The organism is Photobacterium sp. J15 (genome assembly GCF_963870815.1).
Taxonomy (GTDB): Bacteria; Pseudomonadota; Gammaproteobacteria; order Enterobacterales; family Vibrionaceae; genus Photobacterium; species Photobacterium marinum.
The window spans coordinates 3,120,093-3,137,442 of record NZ_CAWMUI010000001.1 but is presented as its reverse complement, the minus strand read 5'-3'; the positions used below and the strand labels follow the sequence as shown (position 1 = coordinate 3,137,442).

16 protein-coding genes and 1 pseudogene are annotated in these 17,350 nt (G+C 41.9%); 14 read left to right on the top strand and 3 right to left on the bottom strand.

The annotated features are described in order from the left end of the window. Positions 1 to 79 precede the first annotated feature (79 nt). Together sltY and trpR are read left to right on the top strand one after the other, a co-directional pair. Positions 80 to 2,011: a murein transglycosylase gene (sltY, locus tag AACQ93_RS14080; RefSeq protein WP_064605758.1), complete on the top strand. Its 1,932-nt coding sequence runs from the start codon at positions 80 to 82 to the stop codon at positions 2,009 to 2,011. A gap of 67 nt (positions 2,012 to 2,078) precedes the next feature. Continuing rightward, positions 2,079 to 2,393, top strand: coding sequence for a trp operon repressor (trpR, locus tag AACQ93_RS14075; protein ID WP_007464762.1), 315 nt, complete (start codon positions 2,079 to 2,081; stop codon positions 2,391 to 2,393). A gap of 67 nt (positions 2,394 to 2,460) precedes the next feature. Here the strand turns inward: trpR and yjjX are convergent, their stop codons facing one another. Together yjjX and AACQ93_RS14065 are read right to left on the bottom strand one after the other, a co-directional pair. Further along, positions 2,461 to 2,982 carry an inosine/xanthosine triphosphatase gene (gene yjjX, locus AACQ93_RS14070; protein ID WP_064605756.1) on the bottom strand — a complete coding sequence of 174 codons (522 nt, stop codon included), beginning with the start codon at positions 2,980 to 2,982 and terminating at the stop codon, positions 2,461 to 2,463. A 69-nt stretch (positions 2,983 to 3,051) separates the two neighbouring features. Further along, positions 3,052 to 3,690: a helix-turn-helix domain-containing protein gene (locus AACQ93_RS14065; protein ID WP_064605754.1), complete on the bottom strand. Its 639-nt coding sequence runs from the start codon at positions 3,688 to 3,690 to the stop codon at positions 3,052 to 3,054. Positions 3,691 to 4,643: 953 nt separating this feature from the next. Between AACQ93_RS14065 and AACQ93_RS14060 the strand changes: the two genes are divergently transcribed. From AACQ93_RS14060 to AACQ93_RS14020, 9 genes and pseudogenes are all read left to right on the top strand, one after another. Continuing rightward, positions 4,644 to 5,531 (top strand): hypothetical protein, encoded by an 888-nt coding sequence (locus tag AACQ93_RS14060; protein ID WP_064605752.1) that lies wholly within the window; start codon positions 4,644 to 4,646, stop codon positions 5,529 to 5,531. Between the two features lie 112 nt (positions 5,532 to 5,643). Then, positions 5,644 to 6,101: pseudogene (gene tnpA, locus AACQ93_RS14055) on the top strand (IS200/IS605 family transposase). Between the two features lie 132 nt (positions 6,102 to 6,233). Next, on the top strand, positions 6,234 to 6,404 hold the full coding sequence (locus tag AACQ93_RS14050) for a helix-turn-helix transcriptional regulator (protein WP_064605750.1): 171 nt from the start codon (positions 6,234 to 6,236) through the stop codon (positions 6,402 to 6,404). 87 nt (positions 6,405 to 6,491) lie between these two features. Beyond that, positions 6,492 to 7,232: a hypothetical protein gene (locus AACQ93_RS14045; protein WP_064605748.1), complete on the top strand. Its 741-nt coding sequence runs from the start codon at positions 6,492 to 6,494 to the stop codon at positions 7,230 to 7,232. Beyond that, entirely contained in the window at positions 7,216 to 8,292 is a 1,077-nt protein-coding gene (locus AACQ93_RS14040; RefSeq protein ID WP_064605746.1) for a helicase RepA family protein, read from the top strand. Before AACQ93_RS14045 ends, AACQ93_RS14040 begins: the two co-directional genes overlap by 17 nt. Before the next feature lie 339 nt (positions 8,293 to 8,631). After that, positions 8,632 to 9,258 carry a hypothetical protein gene (locus AACQ93_RS14035; protein ID WP_064605744.1) on the top strand — a complete coding sequence of 209 codons (627 nt, stop codon included), beginning with the start codon at positions 8,632 to 8,634 and terminating at the stop codon, positions 9,256 to 9,258. Between the two features lie 365 nt (positions 9,259 to 9,623). After that, entirely contained in the window at positions 9,624 to 10,580 is a 957-nt protein-coding gene (locus tag AACQ93_RS14030) for a hypothetical protein (RefSeq protein WP_064605742.1), read from the top strand. Further along, the gene (locus AACQ93_RS14025; protein WP_064605736.1) at positions 10,580 to 12,115 is read left to right on the top strand and encodes a hypothetical protein; all 1,536 of its coding nucleotides are present in this window, start codon (positions 10,580 to 10,582) and stop codon (positions 12,113 to 12,115) included. The genes AACQ93_RS14030 and AACQ93_RS14025 overlap by 1 nt, the downstream gene beginning before the upstream one ends. Then, positions 12,057 to 12,803 (top strand): hypothetical protein, encoded by a 747-nt coding sequence (locus tag AACQ93_RS14020; RefSeq protein ID WP_157097570.1) that lies wholly within the window; start codon positions 12,057 to 12,059, stop codon positions 12,801 to 12,803. Before AACQ93_RS14025 ends, AACQ93_RS14020 begins: the two co-directional genes overlap by 59 nt. 141 nt (positions 12,804 to 12,944) lie before the next feature. Here the strand turns inward: AACQ93_RS14020 and AACQ93_RS14015 are convergent, their stop codons facing one another. Further along, on the bottom strand, positions 12,945 to 13,124 hold the full coding sequence (locus AACQ93_RS14015) for a hypothetical protein (RefSeq protein WP_064605732.1): 180 nt from the start codon (positions 13,122 to 13,124) through the stop codon (positions 12,945 to 12,947). Positions 13,125 to 13,386: 262 nt separating this feature from the next. Between AACQ93_RS14015 and AACQ93_RS14010 the strand changes: the two genes are divergently transcribed. The 3 genes from AACQ93_RS14010 to AACQ93_RS14000 are packed head-to-tail and all read left to right on the top strand — an operon-like array spanning position 13,387 to position 17,346. Further along, positions 13,387 to 15,090, top strand: coding sequence for a class I SAM-dependent DNA methyltransferase (locus tag AACQ93_RS14010; RefSeq protein ID WP_064605730.1), 1,704 nt, complete (start codon positions 13,387 to 13,389; stop codon positions 15,088 to 15,090). Next, positions 15,080 to 16,417: a restriction endonuclease subunit S gene (locus AACQ93_RS14005; RefSeq protein ID WP_064605728.1), complete on the top strand. Its 1,338-nt coding sequence runs from the start codon at positions 15,080 to 15,082 to the stop codon at positions 16,415 to 16,417. The genes AACQ93_RS14010 and AACQ93_RS14005 overlap by 11 nt, the downstream gene beginning before the upstream one ends. After that, positions 16,417 to 17,346: a COG2958 family protein gene (locus tag AACQ93_RS14000; RefSeq protein ID WP_064605726.1), complete on the top strand. Its 930-nt coding sequence runs from the start codon at positions 16,417 to 16,419 to the stop codon at positions 17,344 to 17,346. Before AACQ93_RS14005 ends, AACQ93_RS14000 begins: the two co-directional genes overlap by 1 nt. The last annotated feature ends 4 nt before the right edge of the window (positions 17,347 to 17,350 follow it).

The following is a 17,350-nucleotide window of genomic DNA, read 5'->3' as shown; positions in this document are numbered from 1 at the left end:
GATGGGTGCATATTGTTTCAAGGTGAGAGTTTTGCGGTATTTCTGAAGGATCGGAATTGACTGGAGTAGGATTAAAACAGTGATTTGTGATTATATCCGTAAGGCATTAGGGGTTGCTCTGACAGCACTGTGCCTGCTGGGCGGAGCGCCTGGTATGGCTGTAACGCTTGATGAGCAGCGCCAGTGGTATGAGGATGCCAAGGAAGCGCTGAGTGATAACGACGTAGAAACTTTTCGTCAGCTGCGTGAAAAGCTGGACGATTATCCCTTGGTGCCCTACCTGGACTACCGTGAATTTGCTCGCAATTTGACACAGAAGAAGCCCTCCGAAGTCGAGGCTTTTATTCAGGAATTCGACAGCCTGCCATTTAGCGAAACCATTCGTGAACGTTATCTTCAGCACCTTGCTGATGCTGAGCGTTGGCAGAACTTTGTGTTTGTTCAGCCTATGCCTCCCCGAGACGAAGTGATGCGTTGCCATTATTACTACGCTCAGAGCAAGCTGGGTAACACCGAGCTGGCTTGGCAGGGAGCTGAGTCTTTGTGGATGACAGGAAAATCCATCAGTGACGCCTGTGATCCGCTGTTGGGTAAATGGCAAAAAGCCGGCCAGCGTACCAACAATGTGATCCTCGATCGTATGCTGCTGGTTTATGCGGAGAAAAACCGTAATCGTCTCAAATACCTATACAAGCAGTTGTCGAAAAAAGGCCAGACCCGTGGTAAAGCGGTGCTGGATCTTTATGACAACCCCGAAAATGTCGGTGATTTTGCCAAGCGCAGCAAAGTTACGCCTTTTAACCAGAACCTGACCATTATTGCTTATAAGCGGCTGGTGCGCAGTGATGTGCGCGAAGCGGTTGAACAGTACGATAGGGTTATGGCTGGTCAGCATTTTCCCACGGCTAAGCGCCAGCGTATGGCCGACTATACTGCCAGTGCGCTGTTTGCCACTGATGATGAAGAGCTGATCCGCTGGCGTGACAGCAAGCTCGAAGGCACCCGCAGCAAATCCTTGCTGGAACGTCGATTCCGGTTGGCAATTCGGCAGGCTAAATGGCAGGAAGCCCAAAACTGGATGGATCGCCTGCCAGAAAAAGAGAAGACCTCAATACGCTGGACATTCTGGCGGGCTCATTTGCTTGTCAAAGCAGGTAAAAAAGAACAAGCCGACAAGCTCTATAATTCCATCTTAGGCAAACGTAACTACTACAGTGCGGCAGCCGCGACCATCCTCGGAAAGCCGATTGTTTACCCGGTGAAAACGGCGCAAGCGACGGTTGACCACAGCAATGAGCATGCCGCAGCCCTGCGTCGGATCAAAGAGCTGATCGCATTGGAAAAACTTTTTTCCGCCTACCGTGAATGGGAATACCTGCTGGATCGGCTGGATGATGATGAACTGGTTACCTTGGCCACTTATGCCGCCGCCAATAAATGGCACCACATGGCAGTGCAGGCGACCATATCCGGTGAGTTGTGGGATTATATCGAGCTGCGATTCCCGATCGCCCATAAATGGTGGTTTGATTTCTTCAGTAAAAAACGGGGATTATCGCCGACCACTATGATGGCATTGGCGCGACAGGAAAGTGCGCTGAATGTTGAAGCCTTATCGCCGGTCGGGGCGAGGGGATTGATGCAACTGATGCCGACGACTGCCAAAGAGACAGCAAAAAAACTGGGGCGTAACTATCAGGGTAAACAGAGCCTGTTTGATCCCGGTGTGAATATTCGCCTTGGCAGTGGTTATTTAAAAATGATGCTGGAGCGTTATGACGATAACCGGATCTTCGCCTTTGCCGCCTATAACGCCGGGCCGACAAGAGTAGCCCGCTGGCGGGAGGAAACAGACGGCAAGCTCAATGTTTACGAGTTTATTGAAGCGATTCCTTTTGCGGAAACCCGGCGTTATGTCGAGAATATCCTGATGTTTGAGGTGTACTATGGCGATTTGATCGGCAAGAAAACCCCGCTGCTGAAGCCTAATGAGTTAGAGGCAAAGTATTGATTGTTGGTTGTAAGCCAAGAACAGGATAGAATCCGGTGCGAGAAAGGTACTCATTGATGAGGTTTAAATGACTTCCACCCCAGAAACTCCAGACTTCACTGAATGGCAGCAAGTGATTGATATTTTGCGTCATGCTGCATCAGAGCAAAAAGAAGATGTGTTGCTGAAACTGCTACTAACACCGGATGAGCGATCTGTACTGCTGTCCCGGGTCAATATCTTTAATGAATTGTTGAATGGTGAGCGGAGCCAGCGAAAGATCAGTGAGTTGTTAGGCGTTGGTGTGGCAACTATCACCCGTGGCTCGAATGAGCTTAAGCATCATGATGAGGCCACCAAAAACTGGTTGGCACAGTTGCTGCGAGAAGAAAGCGCTAAATAACCTATGTTATACAGACCCTGCCCCGAAAGCGGCAGGGTTTTTTATTGCCGTTTTTATCCCCGAAAAGTCAGGCCGGGAACAGTTCCTGGTTCATGAACGGGATCAGAGCCAGAATAAGAGCCTGCTGGTAAACCGTGCTGCGGCTTAGCTTATGGTTGGTCAGCATGGCAATCGCTCCGCCTTTTTGCTTAATGTTATTCTGGTTGAACATCTCGTCCATCACATCACCGAGCTCAATTCCCTGATGCACTTTCTCCAGCGCCTTCGGCGGTAGTGGCAGTGAGGCAGAACGGGCTTCACCGCGCTGGTTATGGTTTTCGATAACCATCCAGGCAAAAGTAAATTCGCCGTCGATACCGGCTTCAATGCTCACGTAGTAGTCGGCACCTGGAACTTTTTTGCGGGCGTTGGCGATCCGGTTACGGGCACCGTCCAGGGTTTCGTCGGCGCACATCGGCTGGTCACGGACCTCGCTGGCGACACTGATCCCCTCGAAAGAAAAAGTCTGGTTTGGAAATGCTGTTGCAAAAGCGTCAGCTACTGCAGATATTTTGGCAGGATTAGCTGAGGCGACGATAACTGATGACATACTATTACCTCCACCCCAGCTATTTTACGGTTTGCCGACATGATGTCACGCAAACATTCAAACCGTTGCTTAACGGTCGTAAGCCCAGTCTGACTGGATGATATAACCGTGGATCTGGAACTCACCATTGTTCACGAACAGGTTCGGGAAGTCAGGTTGGGAGGTTGAAAATACCACGCCGTCTGCCAGCTGGGTCATGTGGTAGAAGTCCGGCTCACTACCGCGAACGGAGGCAAACACCGGCTGCTTAGGACGGTAAGCGGCCTTGCGAGTCGCCAGCGCATAGCTGCCAACAGGTGCACATTGCGCGATGTTTTCGTTATCTACCAGCAGGCCCAGGCACTCTTCACGGTCAAGGTGATGCGGGATCGCACGCTTGCTTACTACATTCACACTGCTGCCCTGGCTATAAGCAGTGAAATCCTTGCGATGAATAATCGGGATATAGGTGCTCGTTGTACCTTGTGCTGTTTCATCGCTGATAGCTGTAGTTGCACGGGTACCCGTATCAATCTGCCCGGTCAGCAGGTAGCTGATCGAAGTATTCAGGGTTGCTGCAATCTTTTCAAGCTCGCGAACTTCAATGCCGTATTTACCGGAAAGCTTACGGCTCATTGTGCCTTGCTGTAGGTCCAGTGCTTCGCCCAGTTGCTTCTGGCTGATGCCCTGGATTTTGGCTAAACGCTTAATTCTCTCTAGATATTCCATAGTCTCTGGCTTCCTGCTCACAGTGGGTGAATGCCAAAAACGGGGCATTCGTAAAAGTCATAGCGCATTTTACTGAGATCAATTGCAAAGGAATCCATGAAGCATAAAAAGTGCGATTGATTTCGTTAAAGGAATATCCTTAATTGGCATGATGGGTAAAAAAGGGAACAAAATTTTGACGGTAAAATAAGGATGGCGCTAAAAAACAAATCTGCGAGTTGCGTCAACTTTTGTGGTTTGACCACTAAATTAACATCAGTTAGATAGCAAATATCGGTAATTTTTCTATCAATAGAGCTTCGTTTGTGAATGTCTTTATTTTGCGTTGAAAAATATATTAACGGTGTCGTTCTGTCGATACTTTGACCTTTTAATATAATCAGCTGCGCATAACTGATTGCCAGTATTTATTACCCGGCTCACATTTTACTGAGAGTTCGGCATTTTTTTGACGTTTACTACTGGCTAAAAACCTTTCACATCAATGGCTTGGAATGCTTTGTGGGTATGAAGGCGTAACCAAGTATGAATGTAGTGCAACAAACAGACTGAAATGAGAAGAAAATTTGAGTCACTTTGAGAGACTTTAACCACCTGAGATGCCGCGATTTGCTGGTGGGTATGTGGTGGGGGAATGGGGCTGGTTAGGTCTGCGGTTGGATATATTAATTTAAAGCGCTGGCGTAAGTTGAATTGGAGATTTAATTTATTGTTTTAATAGTATTTTATCGTTTTGAATCTCATTTCTGGAATACCATATGGAATACAAATATTCTTTGATCTTAAAGGCTTTTATTGGACTTAACTGGTCACTCATGAAGAACTATTGAGTAATTAGCTAATTATAAACAGGAATTATAATATCGATTGTATTCAAGTTGAGTGGGTATGTGTGTGGTTGATTAGTGTGCTTGTCTGTACCATAGTGGTCTAACTTATTATGGAAGATAGAAATGAAGCAAAAGAATACCTTACCTTTACAGCCCCTCACCCGTGAATACTTTTCTGTTAAACGCGCAGCGGCGTTACTTGATCTTGAGGTCGAAGACTTTATTCATTGGGCTGCGGTTGGCTCTATTCGTGCCTGTGTAAAGATTTCAGCAGCAAATACTAGTGAGGCAAAGCTTAGTTTTGTTCCTGGGGGCTTCAATAAAGAGTCGTTTTTCAAACGTGTTGAGGAGTTTTCAGCATCATCTAAATTGATCACTTTTGGTGCGGGTATAGCAAGGTTTTTCTCAACACCAGACGGCTACTTGGAAGAGGATAACATGCCTTTCTTCAATGGTGTTCCTCAAGGCATCTGGCAAATAAGTATCGCGAGTGCTGATAATATAGAAAGTGTCGGAAGTGCTGATATTGATTTTTTAAAGCCACTTGGCTTGATAAGGGAAGAAGGTATTGCAGAGCTTGATTCGATTGAGTTTATAGAACCAATTACAGTGACAGTTGATGATTTAGTTGTTATAGCTGAAGATGTTGACAAAATAAGAACAGTAATTAGTCAAAACAAACCGATCCCTAATCTTTATAATTGTGATAAAGATGGATTGTTTATGTATTCAGATGATGATTTTAAAACTGAGTCCGATAAGGAGAGTTTAAAAAAAGATTACATCATTGCAATGCTGCTTAATGAAATTGCTCGTGGTTCAAATAAGTTTGATAAAAATCACAGTGCTAATAAAGGATTAGGCCAGGATGCTATTATTGAGCCAAATGTTGAGCAGATATTTGAACATAAGATCTTGCATCGAAATTTGAAAGGGATACGCGGTTTAGGAAAGACAAATTTTAGCACTATTGCACGAAATGCATTAAATAATTTTAATGGTCATTCCTAAAACACCCCACCGCCTATGGAGGTGGTGATTGCTTCTAGGGGACATTACTTGTAGAAGTGCCCATGTTAGAAGAAAAACTCTTATTCACCACAAGTAAGAGGGGGCAACTAACATGGGCGATTATCGAAGTTCATTACATGTTTATTGGCGTTGTAAATATCATATTACTTGGACACCAAAATACCGATTTAAGAATCTGAAACGGAATTTAGGAAAAGAGCTTTATCGTTCAATCTACATCCTCTGCAACATGAAGGATTGTGCGGTCTTGGAGATTAATATTCAGCTGGACCATGTTCATATTGTTGCGTTAATCCCTCCAAAGGTATTGATTTTAACTCTGATGGGTGTACTGAAAGGGCTAATACCAATATGGCTGTTTTATAAATTTCTGCATATCAGAAAGAAGTTATGGGAAATAATTTTGGGGCGAGAGGGTACTTTGTTGGCACTGTTATGGTTAATAAAGAAATCCTTATAAGGTATGTGAGACAGCAAGACAAAAAAGAGCTTGAGCATGAGCAACCGTTGGTATTGTTGAAATTGAATAGCGTCGTCGCCTCTTTTTAAGCGGCTTTTCATATAGAAGTGTTAGTAAGCTCTTGTTTCAATTGAAACTGAATTTTTTCAATTGAAACGCTGTAATCGCTTTTTATGCCACTATGCCTTCCGTGTTCTACAGAAGCCCCAGGAGGCCTTATTATGACCAAGTTAATCCGCATGAAAGAGCTGCTTACGGTAGTGCCTTTTTCCAAATCCCACATCTACAGCCTGATCTCAAAGGGGGAATTTCCTAAACCTGTATCGATTGGCGAACGTGCAGTCGCTTGGCGAGAAGAAGATGTTCAAGCTTGGCTAGAACGTAAGTTTTAACCTTTTCAATAATTATTAATAAACAATAGAAGCCCTTCTGCATTGATTGGGTTACGGGCTTCTATTGCCAAAAATTGAGTATTAAATATGAATTACTTCTCAAGTTCCAATATGGCGGCGGCATTATTAAATGGTAAGGATGCAATTAAATTTAAGCCATTAAAGCAACGATATGATGCAGAAAAGCCAATTACTACTCTTCGCGTGAAATCCGCTGGTGGAATGATGGCAGAACTGTTGATTAAGGGTAAATGTTTATCTGACTGTCTTGTTCCTTTAGTTGATATTAGTTCAAGTCGATTCTCTGTAGAGGCTATTTGTCGATATAACGTGGAAAAAATGCAGTTGATTGGTAGCTGGATATGTATAAAAGGTAAGTGCTATGGTCTTGGCCTTGATAAGCTTCGAGACACGAATACTATTTATCTATGTGTGTCGTTGGATGAAGCAATAACCTTGTATCGCCAATATAAAGCTCCTGTATTTGTTGCATTGAACACAAATAATCTACGAGCTGTAGGCCATAAAATACGACATTTTTATACCAATAAAAAGTTGGTGGTTTCTTGTTATAAAAAGAACGAAACCTGTGGCGAAATACGAGTGCGTAATACTCGTGATTGGTTGGGTTTTCCTAATAAAGATAAGACTGATACTCAGCGTAAATATTATGAGTATTGCCTACGTGTGGCTGAGTTTCTAAATGTGGATTTTCTTCAATTGGATGAAGTTATCAGTTTGGTGAGCATTTCGAAACCTGAGTGTCAGGACATTCAATCAATGGGAGCGGAGTATTATCTGCGAGGTGATAATGCAAAATGTTTTTAATTACTTTGACTCTTCCCCCTCATTGGTAGGCGGAAAACCACAGCCTTTCAAATGGAAGACTGGTTATGAAGGTTACGATAATGAGCTTAGCTACATCATTGATGGTGTTTTGCCAAGTCAGTCTTTTGGTGTTGTTTACGGGCCTAGTGGTTCATATAAATCATTTTTGACGATTGATTGGGCGTTAAGTGTTGCAACAGGTAAAGGGTGGAATGGACAGCAAGTAGAGCAAACAGGTGTTTTGTATGTAGTCGCTGAAGGTGGTTCTGGTGTCATGCGGAGAATTAAAGGCTGGTGTAACAAGTACAATGGTGGCAATCAACCTGAAGCGTTCTTCACGATAACTCAACCAGTGCATGTTGTGAATGAGAGGGAGTTGTTTAGTTTAATACTGACAATCCGTGAAATTGAAGAAAAGAAAGGTATAAAAGTTGGTTTAGTTGTTTTTGATACCTTGGCTCGTTGTTTTAATGGTGCTGATGAAAACAGCACAAAAGATATGAATGATTTCATTGCAGCTTGTGATCGGATCAAGTTCACTTTTGGTGTGACTGTTATCGTTGTTCATCACAGTGGTAAAAGTGACAATGGGGCAAGGGGGAGCTCGGCTCTCAGAGCCGCGTGTGACTTTGAGTATAAAGTCACGCGGCCAGAGCAAAGTGAAAATGAGCTTGCTCTTAGCTGTGAAAAAATGAAAGACGATGAACCAATGCGTAGCCAGATATTTAAGCTGGAATCTGTTCCTGTCTTTGTTGATCAGTCTGGTAAGCAAAAATCAACCTTAGTTCTTCTACCCGGAAGTGCAGACTTTGTGGATGTGAAGAAGGAAATGAAACAAGCTGGAGCTATTCGTATGGGAGAATATCAAACGGCTATCTGGCAGGCGATTCGTACTCGGCGAGCGAACGGTGAAACCGCGACTTATCTGGTGATTAAAGATGATGTAGTTGCGCAAGGGCATAAAGCTGGGAACTATAGCCGAACGATAACTCAAATGGTTGAAAAAGGATTGATAAAAAAGGATGGCGATGAGCTATTTTGTTTTTCCAATAGCCAATGACTTTTCTCTATGAACGACTGTTCTTTTTGCGCCTCATCATTTACACCGCCTAGGCAACCTAAATGATGAGGCGGAGGTTATGGTGGTTTTTAACCTTATAAAACAATGCACTAACTCTAGAGTTGTTTGTGAGAAGACTTCAGTCAATGTGTTGTTGATGACTATGAATATCAACTACTTTAATCTGAAATGAGGCTATCCATTTTTAACGAGTAGGTAATGTGATTTGAAAAACGGAACGGTAAGTACTTTAATTTTCTAGAATATGGATGTTTTCAAGTCATAAGGTGTTTGATTGTTTTATATTAAATTATTTTTAATGACATGCAGGGATGTAGGATGTTGAAAAAGGTTATTTCGTTTTTCTTACCTTGGTCGCCAAGCCAGCCATCATCTAGAAGAGAAGAAGTTAAAGATGTTCTCAACCTTAAACAACCTGTAGAAGATTACTTAAGTTGTTTGCAGCCGTGTTCTGAGCGTATTGTAATTGCTTCTCCTCATTATCATCAGAATAAAATACTCAGGCAAACATTGTGGAATAACTCGAACGGTTCTTATTTAGAGAATGTTATTAGATGCGAGATTGTTGTTACAAGGAAAAATCTAATTTACTGTTTTGAGCAGATGAAAGAGTGGGCTGTAATTTACCCTAATGATCGCCTTGAAGTAGCTAGCAGGGCTGCTCCAATTTGGTTGAATGAATATTGTGATAATAATGTATCATTCACCTATCTTAATGAAGATTTTAGGAAGTTAAATGTTTTTGATGAAAATATCGTTCTTCAATATGTTGATGTTGAGATTGTGTGTGATGCTTGTGGTGGCTTTTTTTCATATAACCAGATAAAGAAAGAGGAATGCAATAGAGTTGAAATGGGATGTGAAGTGGCATGGAAAAGTAAGTGGTTTTGCCCTTGTGGATACGAAATACGCTCTGTAGAACATGAGATTAGATTCTTTAGGTGAAGAATTGTTTTAAGGGGGGGCTTAGAAAGTTAGTATTCAAATTGTTTATTTGCAATAGATTTCATTTTTTTGTGAACTTAAATCACTATTAATAATAGAAATGAGATGCTATCTAATCGATGATTATATTGTTGAGTGTAAGATTTGGGTGTTTTTATTAGTGTAATATATCGTATTCTGCTTCCGTGTTTTTTTTTCGTTTATATTTTTGCTGATTCACGCGATTTCGTGGGTATTTTTTAAAGTTAGCTTTTACCAACTGCAATGGTGTGCACTCTGTTTTATACTCGGGGTGTGTTTGGTGATGTTGGTTCATTGTCATGAATGCAATAAGTCGTTTTTTTTCATGTAAAAGCATTAGATATATGAAGATGAGCCTTCTCGTGAGTGTATCTATGCTTGGTTGTAGCACGAAAGAGTATTTCACCAGCGAGAGTGTGAAGGTCTTGGATGGCAATCAAGATGTTGGACTTAATTTGAAAGATATGGGACCTGAGTTAAAAGCTAAAGAAAGTTCAACTGCTTCAAAGTCACCTGAACAGCCTAAACCTCAAACAACATCTCCTAGTTTAGTATTGCAAGAAACGAAAAGCATTAAAGAAATTGAGTTTGATGATAAACAGAATGAGCAGTCGGCATCTTTGATACCTAATAAAGGAAAAGCTAGTAATCAAAATAGTACGAAAAAGGATGATGAAGTAACTAATAAAAATCAATCAAAGATGAGTGTTCTTAACGTTCCACTTTTCCCGAGTTACTCATTTGATGTAAGAGCACCAGAGCAGTTCAAACACCCACTACAATTTTCTAATAAACTTAATTTTATGCTAGGAGAAGATGAACAAGGTTTTTACTTATATGGCGAAGGACCAATTACTAAAGACGCTTATAGAAAGTTCTTAGCTTATGTTAAACACTATAAGAATAAAAATATTGATTTAGACCGGTTAATGCTTCATAGCCCTGGAGGTTTTGTTAATGAAGGTCTGAAAATAGGTCAGTACATCCATAATCATAATTGGTCTACTGATGCTGATAAGTATATGAAGTGTTACTCATCGTGTGGTTTTATATATGCAGCAGGAGTAAGTAAAAAAATCCAGAAAGGGGCGGAGGTTGGCTTTCATAGGCCATATATTCCAAATAAACCTGATACTGATGATTTCATTAGGAGAGTGTATTCAGATTACCAACCATATTGGAATTTAGTCGAAGGTGATATGGGGTTATATAACAAGTTTATGAGTGACTATGGTAGGGAAGAAATGTATATATTAAATTCGGAAAACATTAACAAATATATGAAGTCAGAAGTTTACTAATGTTTAAGTCAATACAAAAAAGTATACCTGAATACCTTTTATTGAAAGTGATGTTATTAATAATGGGCTTCATGGTTGTTACATTTAATGTTATGGGATACGACGTTCTGTTCCATGCTGAACCTTGGTTTTCATTTGTTCCTATTTCTCCATTTGGAATATTGCTTGGTTGTTCGGAAATTGCTGTTTTGCTATGGACATCAGCAGTTATAAGTGAGTGGTGCACTACAAGTCGTATTTTGAAAGTTGTTATATGGTTTCTAGTTCCGGCTTTTTCATTTCTTTGTTATTCAGGAATAAATAGCTATTTGAGTACACTGGCAACGACAGAAATTAGAAAGGTTGAGGAAGTTAAAGTCCGCACATCAAACAATACTGATTTTTTAACGACATTAGAAAGTGAGGCCGCTTCATTAGAGCAGCAACTGTTACAATTGAGAAAAGGTCAGATATTTATTAATAGACAAATTAATGAGAAAAACAGTCAGATAAAAGAGTTATCCGAGCAAGCTAGTTCCCGCCGCCTAAAAGCAATAGATTGTGCTTCAGTACCAGATTGTGCTTCCTCCGTGAACGCTTTTGAAGACCAAGCTGCACTTTTAGAATTAGACGTAAAAAGCTTGAATCGAAGTCGAGATAAAAAAGAACTTCGAATTGAAAAGCTTGAGGCTAATTTAGATAAACTTCAGTCTGATATTAGAAGTCAGAAAATATCAGATCGTAATAATAAAAATGAATTTGCAGGGATTGAATCTAGTTTTGAAATGAAAAAAGCAGCTTATGAACGAATTGTGTTAGCTGTGACAGGAATGTTTGGCTTCAAGCCTAAAGACCCCTTTGGGGTTTTTGTTAGTTTTGTGTCTTTTTTGATTTATCCTGTTTATTTTATTTTGAATTTATATTTAGCTCTGAATTCTGAAGGTAATAAAAGTTTACGTGAATCGAGACGGAAAAATATTAGGCAGCGTAAATCAATTAGAAATGCTTTGTTGAAGAAGGTTGCTGGTTACTTAAAGTTGATGGTTCTTCGTAAGAAGCGAGCGATAATTGCTAACCTTTCAGATAGCTTTAAACAAAGAAGAAAGCGTAAGTCTAAAAGAGAGGTTGTTTATAAAAAAATGATTCGATATTTCCGTGTGTGGGCTTATAGGAGAAAGAAGATAAAAGAAATAGAAGTAGAGCGTATCGTCGAACAGGAAGTTTTAGTGGAAAAAGAAGTTGAAAAGGTTGTTGAGGTAGAGGTTGAAGTTGAGAAAGTTGTTGAAAAGATTAAAGAGGTTCCAGTAGAGGTACGTGTTGAAGTACCAGTTGAGGTGGACAAGATTGTTGAAGTACCTACAGAGGTTCCTATTTATATAGAAAAAATAAAAAAGGTACCTGAGCCTGTTTTTGTCAAAGACCCACAGGTGATAATTCACGAGAGAATAATTCCTGTGCCAGAGGATGTCACTGCAGAAGAACTGGAGAGGATACTTGATGCGCAGCCTAGACTTAACACAGATGCACGCAATTCGGAGAGCTCAGTTGTTATCTGAGACGAAGAAAAAAGACGAAGTGAAAAAGAAAGTTAATGCTAAATATGAAAATAATGAGAAGAAGAAAGAGCAGGAGTTAGAGCGGGTTTCTCGTTTGAAGCAAGAAGAGTCTGACTTTCAAATTAGATTAGAGAGACAGAGAAAAGAATTAGATTTTGAAAGAAAGCGCATTGCTGAAGAGATTGAAATAGGTGCTCAGAAGCTGAAGAAACAGGAAATAGAACAGGAGATTGCATTAAATTTAAATGAGGCTTATGTCAAAGATGAAGAAGAAAAAAATAATATAAACATACTAAAGATTGAAGAGGATAAATTGAGAAGGGAGGAAGCTGATTTACGTTCACGATCTCGAAGAAACCGCATTCTGGGTTGGATGAAAGTGACATTAATGTTGTTTTTTGCGCTTGTTATTATTGTTACTTTTGCCATCGGTCTATACCGATTATATCGTTGGGCGACAGAGGAGCCTTTAATTAAAGTTGTCGAGAAGCCGATCGAAGTAGAAAAAGTTGTGGAAAAGGAAGTTGAAGTTGAAAAAATTGTTGAGAAGGAAGTGATACCAGAAGAGTGTACACAGATTCGTCGTAACGGAAAGGTTTATATAAGCTGCGATGGTGTATCAGTAGATGGTGCTCCAACTATTGGTGATAGTGGCGTTAATGAAGTACCCGATCTAGTCACCGAATAATGAAAATTAAGTGCTCAAAGATTAAAGCAGATTAGTCGGGATTTGATACTCGACCAATTTCAACCTGGACGATATTGGTGGAGCAAGACGACTTTTTCACGGTATAAGGAGGTAAGCTTATTTGTTTCCCCTACCTTCATGTCAACAGTAGTGGCTCCGTGCTTCCTCTAAATCCTCTTGAGCTTGACGCATTTCTTCTATTGCTTCTATTAACTCTTCATCGGAGATTGCTCCGTCGCGGTGCAAGTCCGCCATTTGGGCATGATGGTCACAAGCATCATCATAATTCTTTCGGGCTTCTGTTAATTCTTCTTCAAACATACTTACCTTCCTGAAATATTGAGACTTAGCTACTATGAGTTAAGCAGTATGAATGGTACATGAATGAGTTTTAATCAATCGTAGTTGTGTGATGTATCTTCTTACTTAAACGCTTTCTTCTAACCTACATGTTTACCTTTGTTTCAAGCTTTCATTGTATGCTCGTTGCGTCATAAAAATCATTTAAGTAAGGCAGGAATCAATGAAAACACCCTAGTTACTGATAGAATACGGGCAATTTTTCGAATCAAAGAAAACCGAAATGAACCAACAAGAACAACTATTCCTGAAAGAGCTTGAAAGCAAGCTCTGGACTGCGGCAGACAAGCTGCGCTCAACGTTAGATGCAGCACAATACAAACACGCTGTACTTGGCTTAATCTTCGTTAAATACGTTTCTGATGCGTTTAAGCTGCGTCAGGACGAGATTAAAGCAGACCTCGCTAACCCAGAACACGAATACTACCTAGACCCTGCTGACTTCTCCGAAGAAGAATTGGCAGCCGAGATTGCGGTTGAACTTGAACAACGCGACTTCTACACCGAGAAGAACGTATTCTGGCTACCAACCGAATCTCGCTGGCAGTTCCTACAAGACAACGGCCCTCGTGTGATTGGTGGTGCCGATCTTGAGATTGATGGAAAGGTTAAAAAGATCACCTCTGTTGGTCACCTGATTGACAACGCACTGGAGGGTATCGAGCGCGACAACTCGAAACTGAAAGGCGTACTCAACAAGTCTTACTCTGGTCTGAAGATTGACCAAGCGAAATTGAATGAGCTAATCAACTTGATTGCCACCATTCCTTTTGACCATAAGTCGCTAAATAGTAAAGATATCCTCGGTCACGTATACGAATACATGCTTGGTCAGTTTGCGCTTGCTGAGGGTAAAAAAGGTGGTCAGTTTTACACGCCAGCGTCAATCGTATCGCTGATTGTTGAAATGATTGAACCGTTTGAAGGTCGTGTGTATGACCCTGCAATGGGTTCAGGCGGCTTCTTTGTGCAATCAGAGAAGTTCATTGAGCGTAGAGCTAACCAAAAAGAAATCGACCCACTGACGCAAAAGCAGAAGATCTCTATTTATGGTCAAGAATACAACTACACTACATGGCAGCTAGCGGCGATGAACATGGCGATCCGTGGTTTGGATTATGATTTCGGTAAAGAGCCAGCGAGTACCTACACCAACGACCAACATCCTGACCTACGTGCTGATTTCATTATGGCGAACCCACCATTCAACATGAAGGAATGGAATACAGGTGTTGATGATAACGACCCACGCTTTAAATACGGCCAACCACCATCGGGTAACGCAAACTTTGCGTGGATGCAGCATATGCTTCATCACCTTGCACCAGAAGGCTCTCAAGCCCTATTGCTGGCTAACGGCTCGATGAGTTCAACAACCAATAATGAAGGCGAAATTCGCAAAGCGCTTATCGAGAATGATTTAGTGGAGTGTATGGTCGCACTTCCGGGGCAACTCTTTACCAACACTCAGATCCCTGCGTGTATTTGGTTCCTAACTAAGAACAAGGATGCTCGTACCGATAAGGCAGGACGTAAATTGCGTAGCCGTAAAGGTGAAGTGCTGTTTATCGATGCACGTAACCTCGGATACATGAAAGACCGTGTTCTGCGTGACTTTACTCGTGAAGATATCCTGAAAGTTGCTGATCTGTACCACGCTTGGAAAACAGGCGAAGAAATTAATGGTGTTAGCTACGAAGACCAAGCAGGCTTCTGTAAGTTAGCAACGCTGGATGAAATCACTAAGCATGACTTTGTTCTAACTCCGGGGCGTTACGTAGGTGCGGCTGAGGAAGAGGATGATGGTGTTCCTTTTGCTGAGAAGATGGCAACACTAACCGCTAAGTTAAGCGAACAGTTTGTAGAGTCAGCAACGTTAGAAGCGGAGATTAAGAAGAATCTAGCGGGGTTGGGTTATGAGTTCTGAATGGCCTGTTGTCGCTTTAAATGATGTTCTTTCAACCATCATTGATTATCGAGGAAAAACACCACCAAAGTCAGAAACAGGTATAGCTGTTCTTACTGCTGCCAGTGTGAAAGATGGTCGCGTATTGAAGGATAAAGTTTCTTATATTTCACAAGAAACGTATGAAAAAGTCACAACTAGAGGTTTTCCTCAAGAAGGTGATGTACTAATTACGACTGAAGCTCCAGTTGGTGAGGTCGCCCCTTTTCCTACCGATAAGACGTATCATATAACCCGTCGTATCATGGCATTGAGGGGAAATGGCGATATCATTGACTCAGATTTTCTTCTCTATGCTCTTTTAGGCCCGCATAATCAGTCTCAGCTAGAAGCATGTACACGAGGCTCTACTGTCCCAAGAGTGTTAAAGACAGATATTACGGGTTTGGAGTTTTCGCTTCCACCGTTGCCAGTTCAACAACAAATAGGCGGTTTTTTAGCAGCAATTGATGCCAAAATTGGTTTGAATTCCAGAACCAACCAGACCCTAGAAGAAATGGCACAAGCGATCTTCAAGTCGTGGTTTGTTGATTTCGATCCCGTTAAAGCCAAAATGAACGGCGAGCAACCGGAAGGGATGGATGCCGCTACTGCCTCGCTTTTCCCAGAAAAGCTCGTTGAGTCTGAGTTGGGTTTGATTCCAGATGGGTGGTCAGTTAAGGAAGCAAAGAGTCAGCTCGATGTTCTACGTGGCTTCAGCTACAAAGGAAAAGGTTTGGTAGGTTCTCTTGATGAAGGCGTCCCTATGCACAACCTTAACTCTGTTTTGGAAGGCGGTGGCTACAAGTATGCAGGACTTAAGTTCTACAGCGAGGAGTTCAAAGAAAAGTTTGCAATTCAAGAAGGCGATGTTCTTGTGGCAAATACCGAGCAGGGCCATAACCATCTTCTAATCGGTTATGGCGCAATGGTTCCTAAACATTTAGCTCATGGTTTCTTTAGCCATCACACTTACAGAGTAAGACCTAAAAAGAATTCAAATATGACGCCAGAGTTCATAGAGCGTTTATTCGGTAAGGGGCGATTCGTGAGGCAGGTACAAGGCTTTACTAACGGCACTACGGTAAACATGCTTCCTACTGCGGGTATGGAAATGCCTAAGTTTGTTGTTCCACCAAAAGCTTTGGCTCAAAAGTTCAGTGAACTAGTTAAGCCAATGAAGGCGATGATTGAAGAGAATCATAAGTCCAATATTGAGCTAGCAAAGCTACGCGACACACTTCTTCCTAAATTGCTTTCCGGCGAAATCGAGTTAGGTCAAACCGAGCAAATGGTAGAGGCAAGCTAATGGCAACCCGAGTAGAAATGATTATCGAAACACTCAAGGCCAATCCTGAGAGTAAGTTTACTGCTCGGGATTTAGCCAAAGAGTTTATGGTTCGCTATCCAGACGAGATCGCAGAAAAGCAAACCAATCCACGCTATGACACTGAAGAAAAGCTGATTGCCCAGCTTGCTGCTGAGGTGGGTGGTCAGCGCACTAAAGCAGCCCAAAGAGCGTGTGCCAATGTGGCAACCCGCGATAAACCGCGACCAAGGATCTACTATTGGGAAGCGAATCCTGACTTCTCAGCCCTTGATGTTAGTCACGAAGAGCTTGATGAACCTGAAGTGGATACGCCGTTGGTGTCGCAGAGTCTTAGTGAGCATGATCTCTATCCAATGCTGATTGAATATCTAAGCAAAGATTTGGGATTGTCTTGTCTGCGTATTGATGAGCGAAAGTCGAAAAACAGCCATGGTAATGGTGGCAACCACTGGCTTCACCCTGACATTGTGGCATTAGAGCCACTGGATCAGGGGTGGGATGAGATTGTCCGGAGCTGTGTTCGTAGCGGCAACCACAGCTCGGTTCGGCTATGGTCATTTGAGGTCAAAAAGCACCTCACGAAAGGTAATGTCCGCAAGTACTTCTTCCAAGCTGTGTCCAATTCGAGCTGGGCTAACTTCGGCTATCTGGTTGCCACAGGGCTGAATAGTGATGTCGAAGGTGAGCTTCAGATGCTCGCCAGCCTTCATGGTATTGGTGTGCTGCTACTTGACACTGACTCACTGTTCGACAGTCAAATTTTGATCCCTGCAAAGGAGCGCACTAGTGTGGATTGGCAATCGGCTAACCGTATCGTGGCGGAGAACAGTGATTTTCATCATTACATAGAGCAAGTTGGTATCTATAACCAAACCGGACGACTGATTAAAAGTGCATGGAATAAATAAGGAT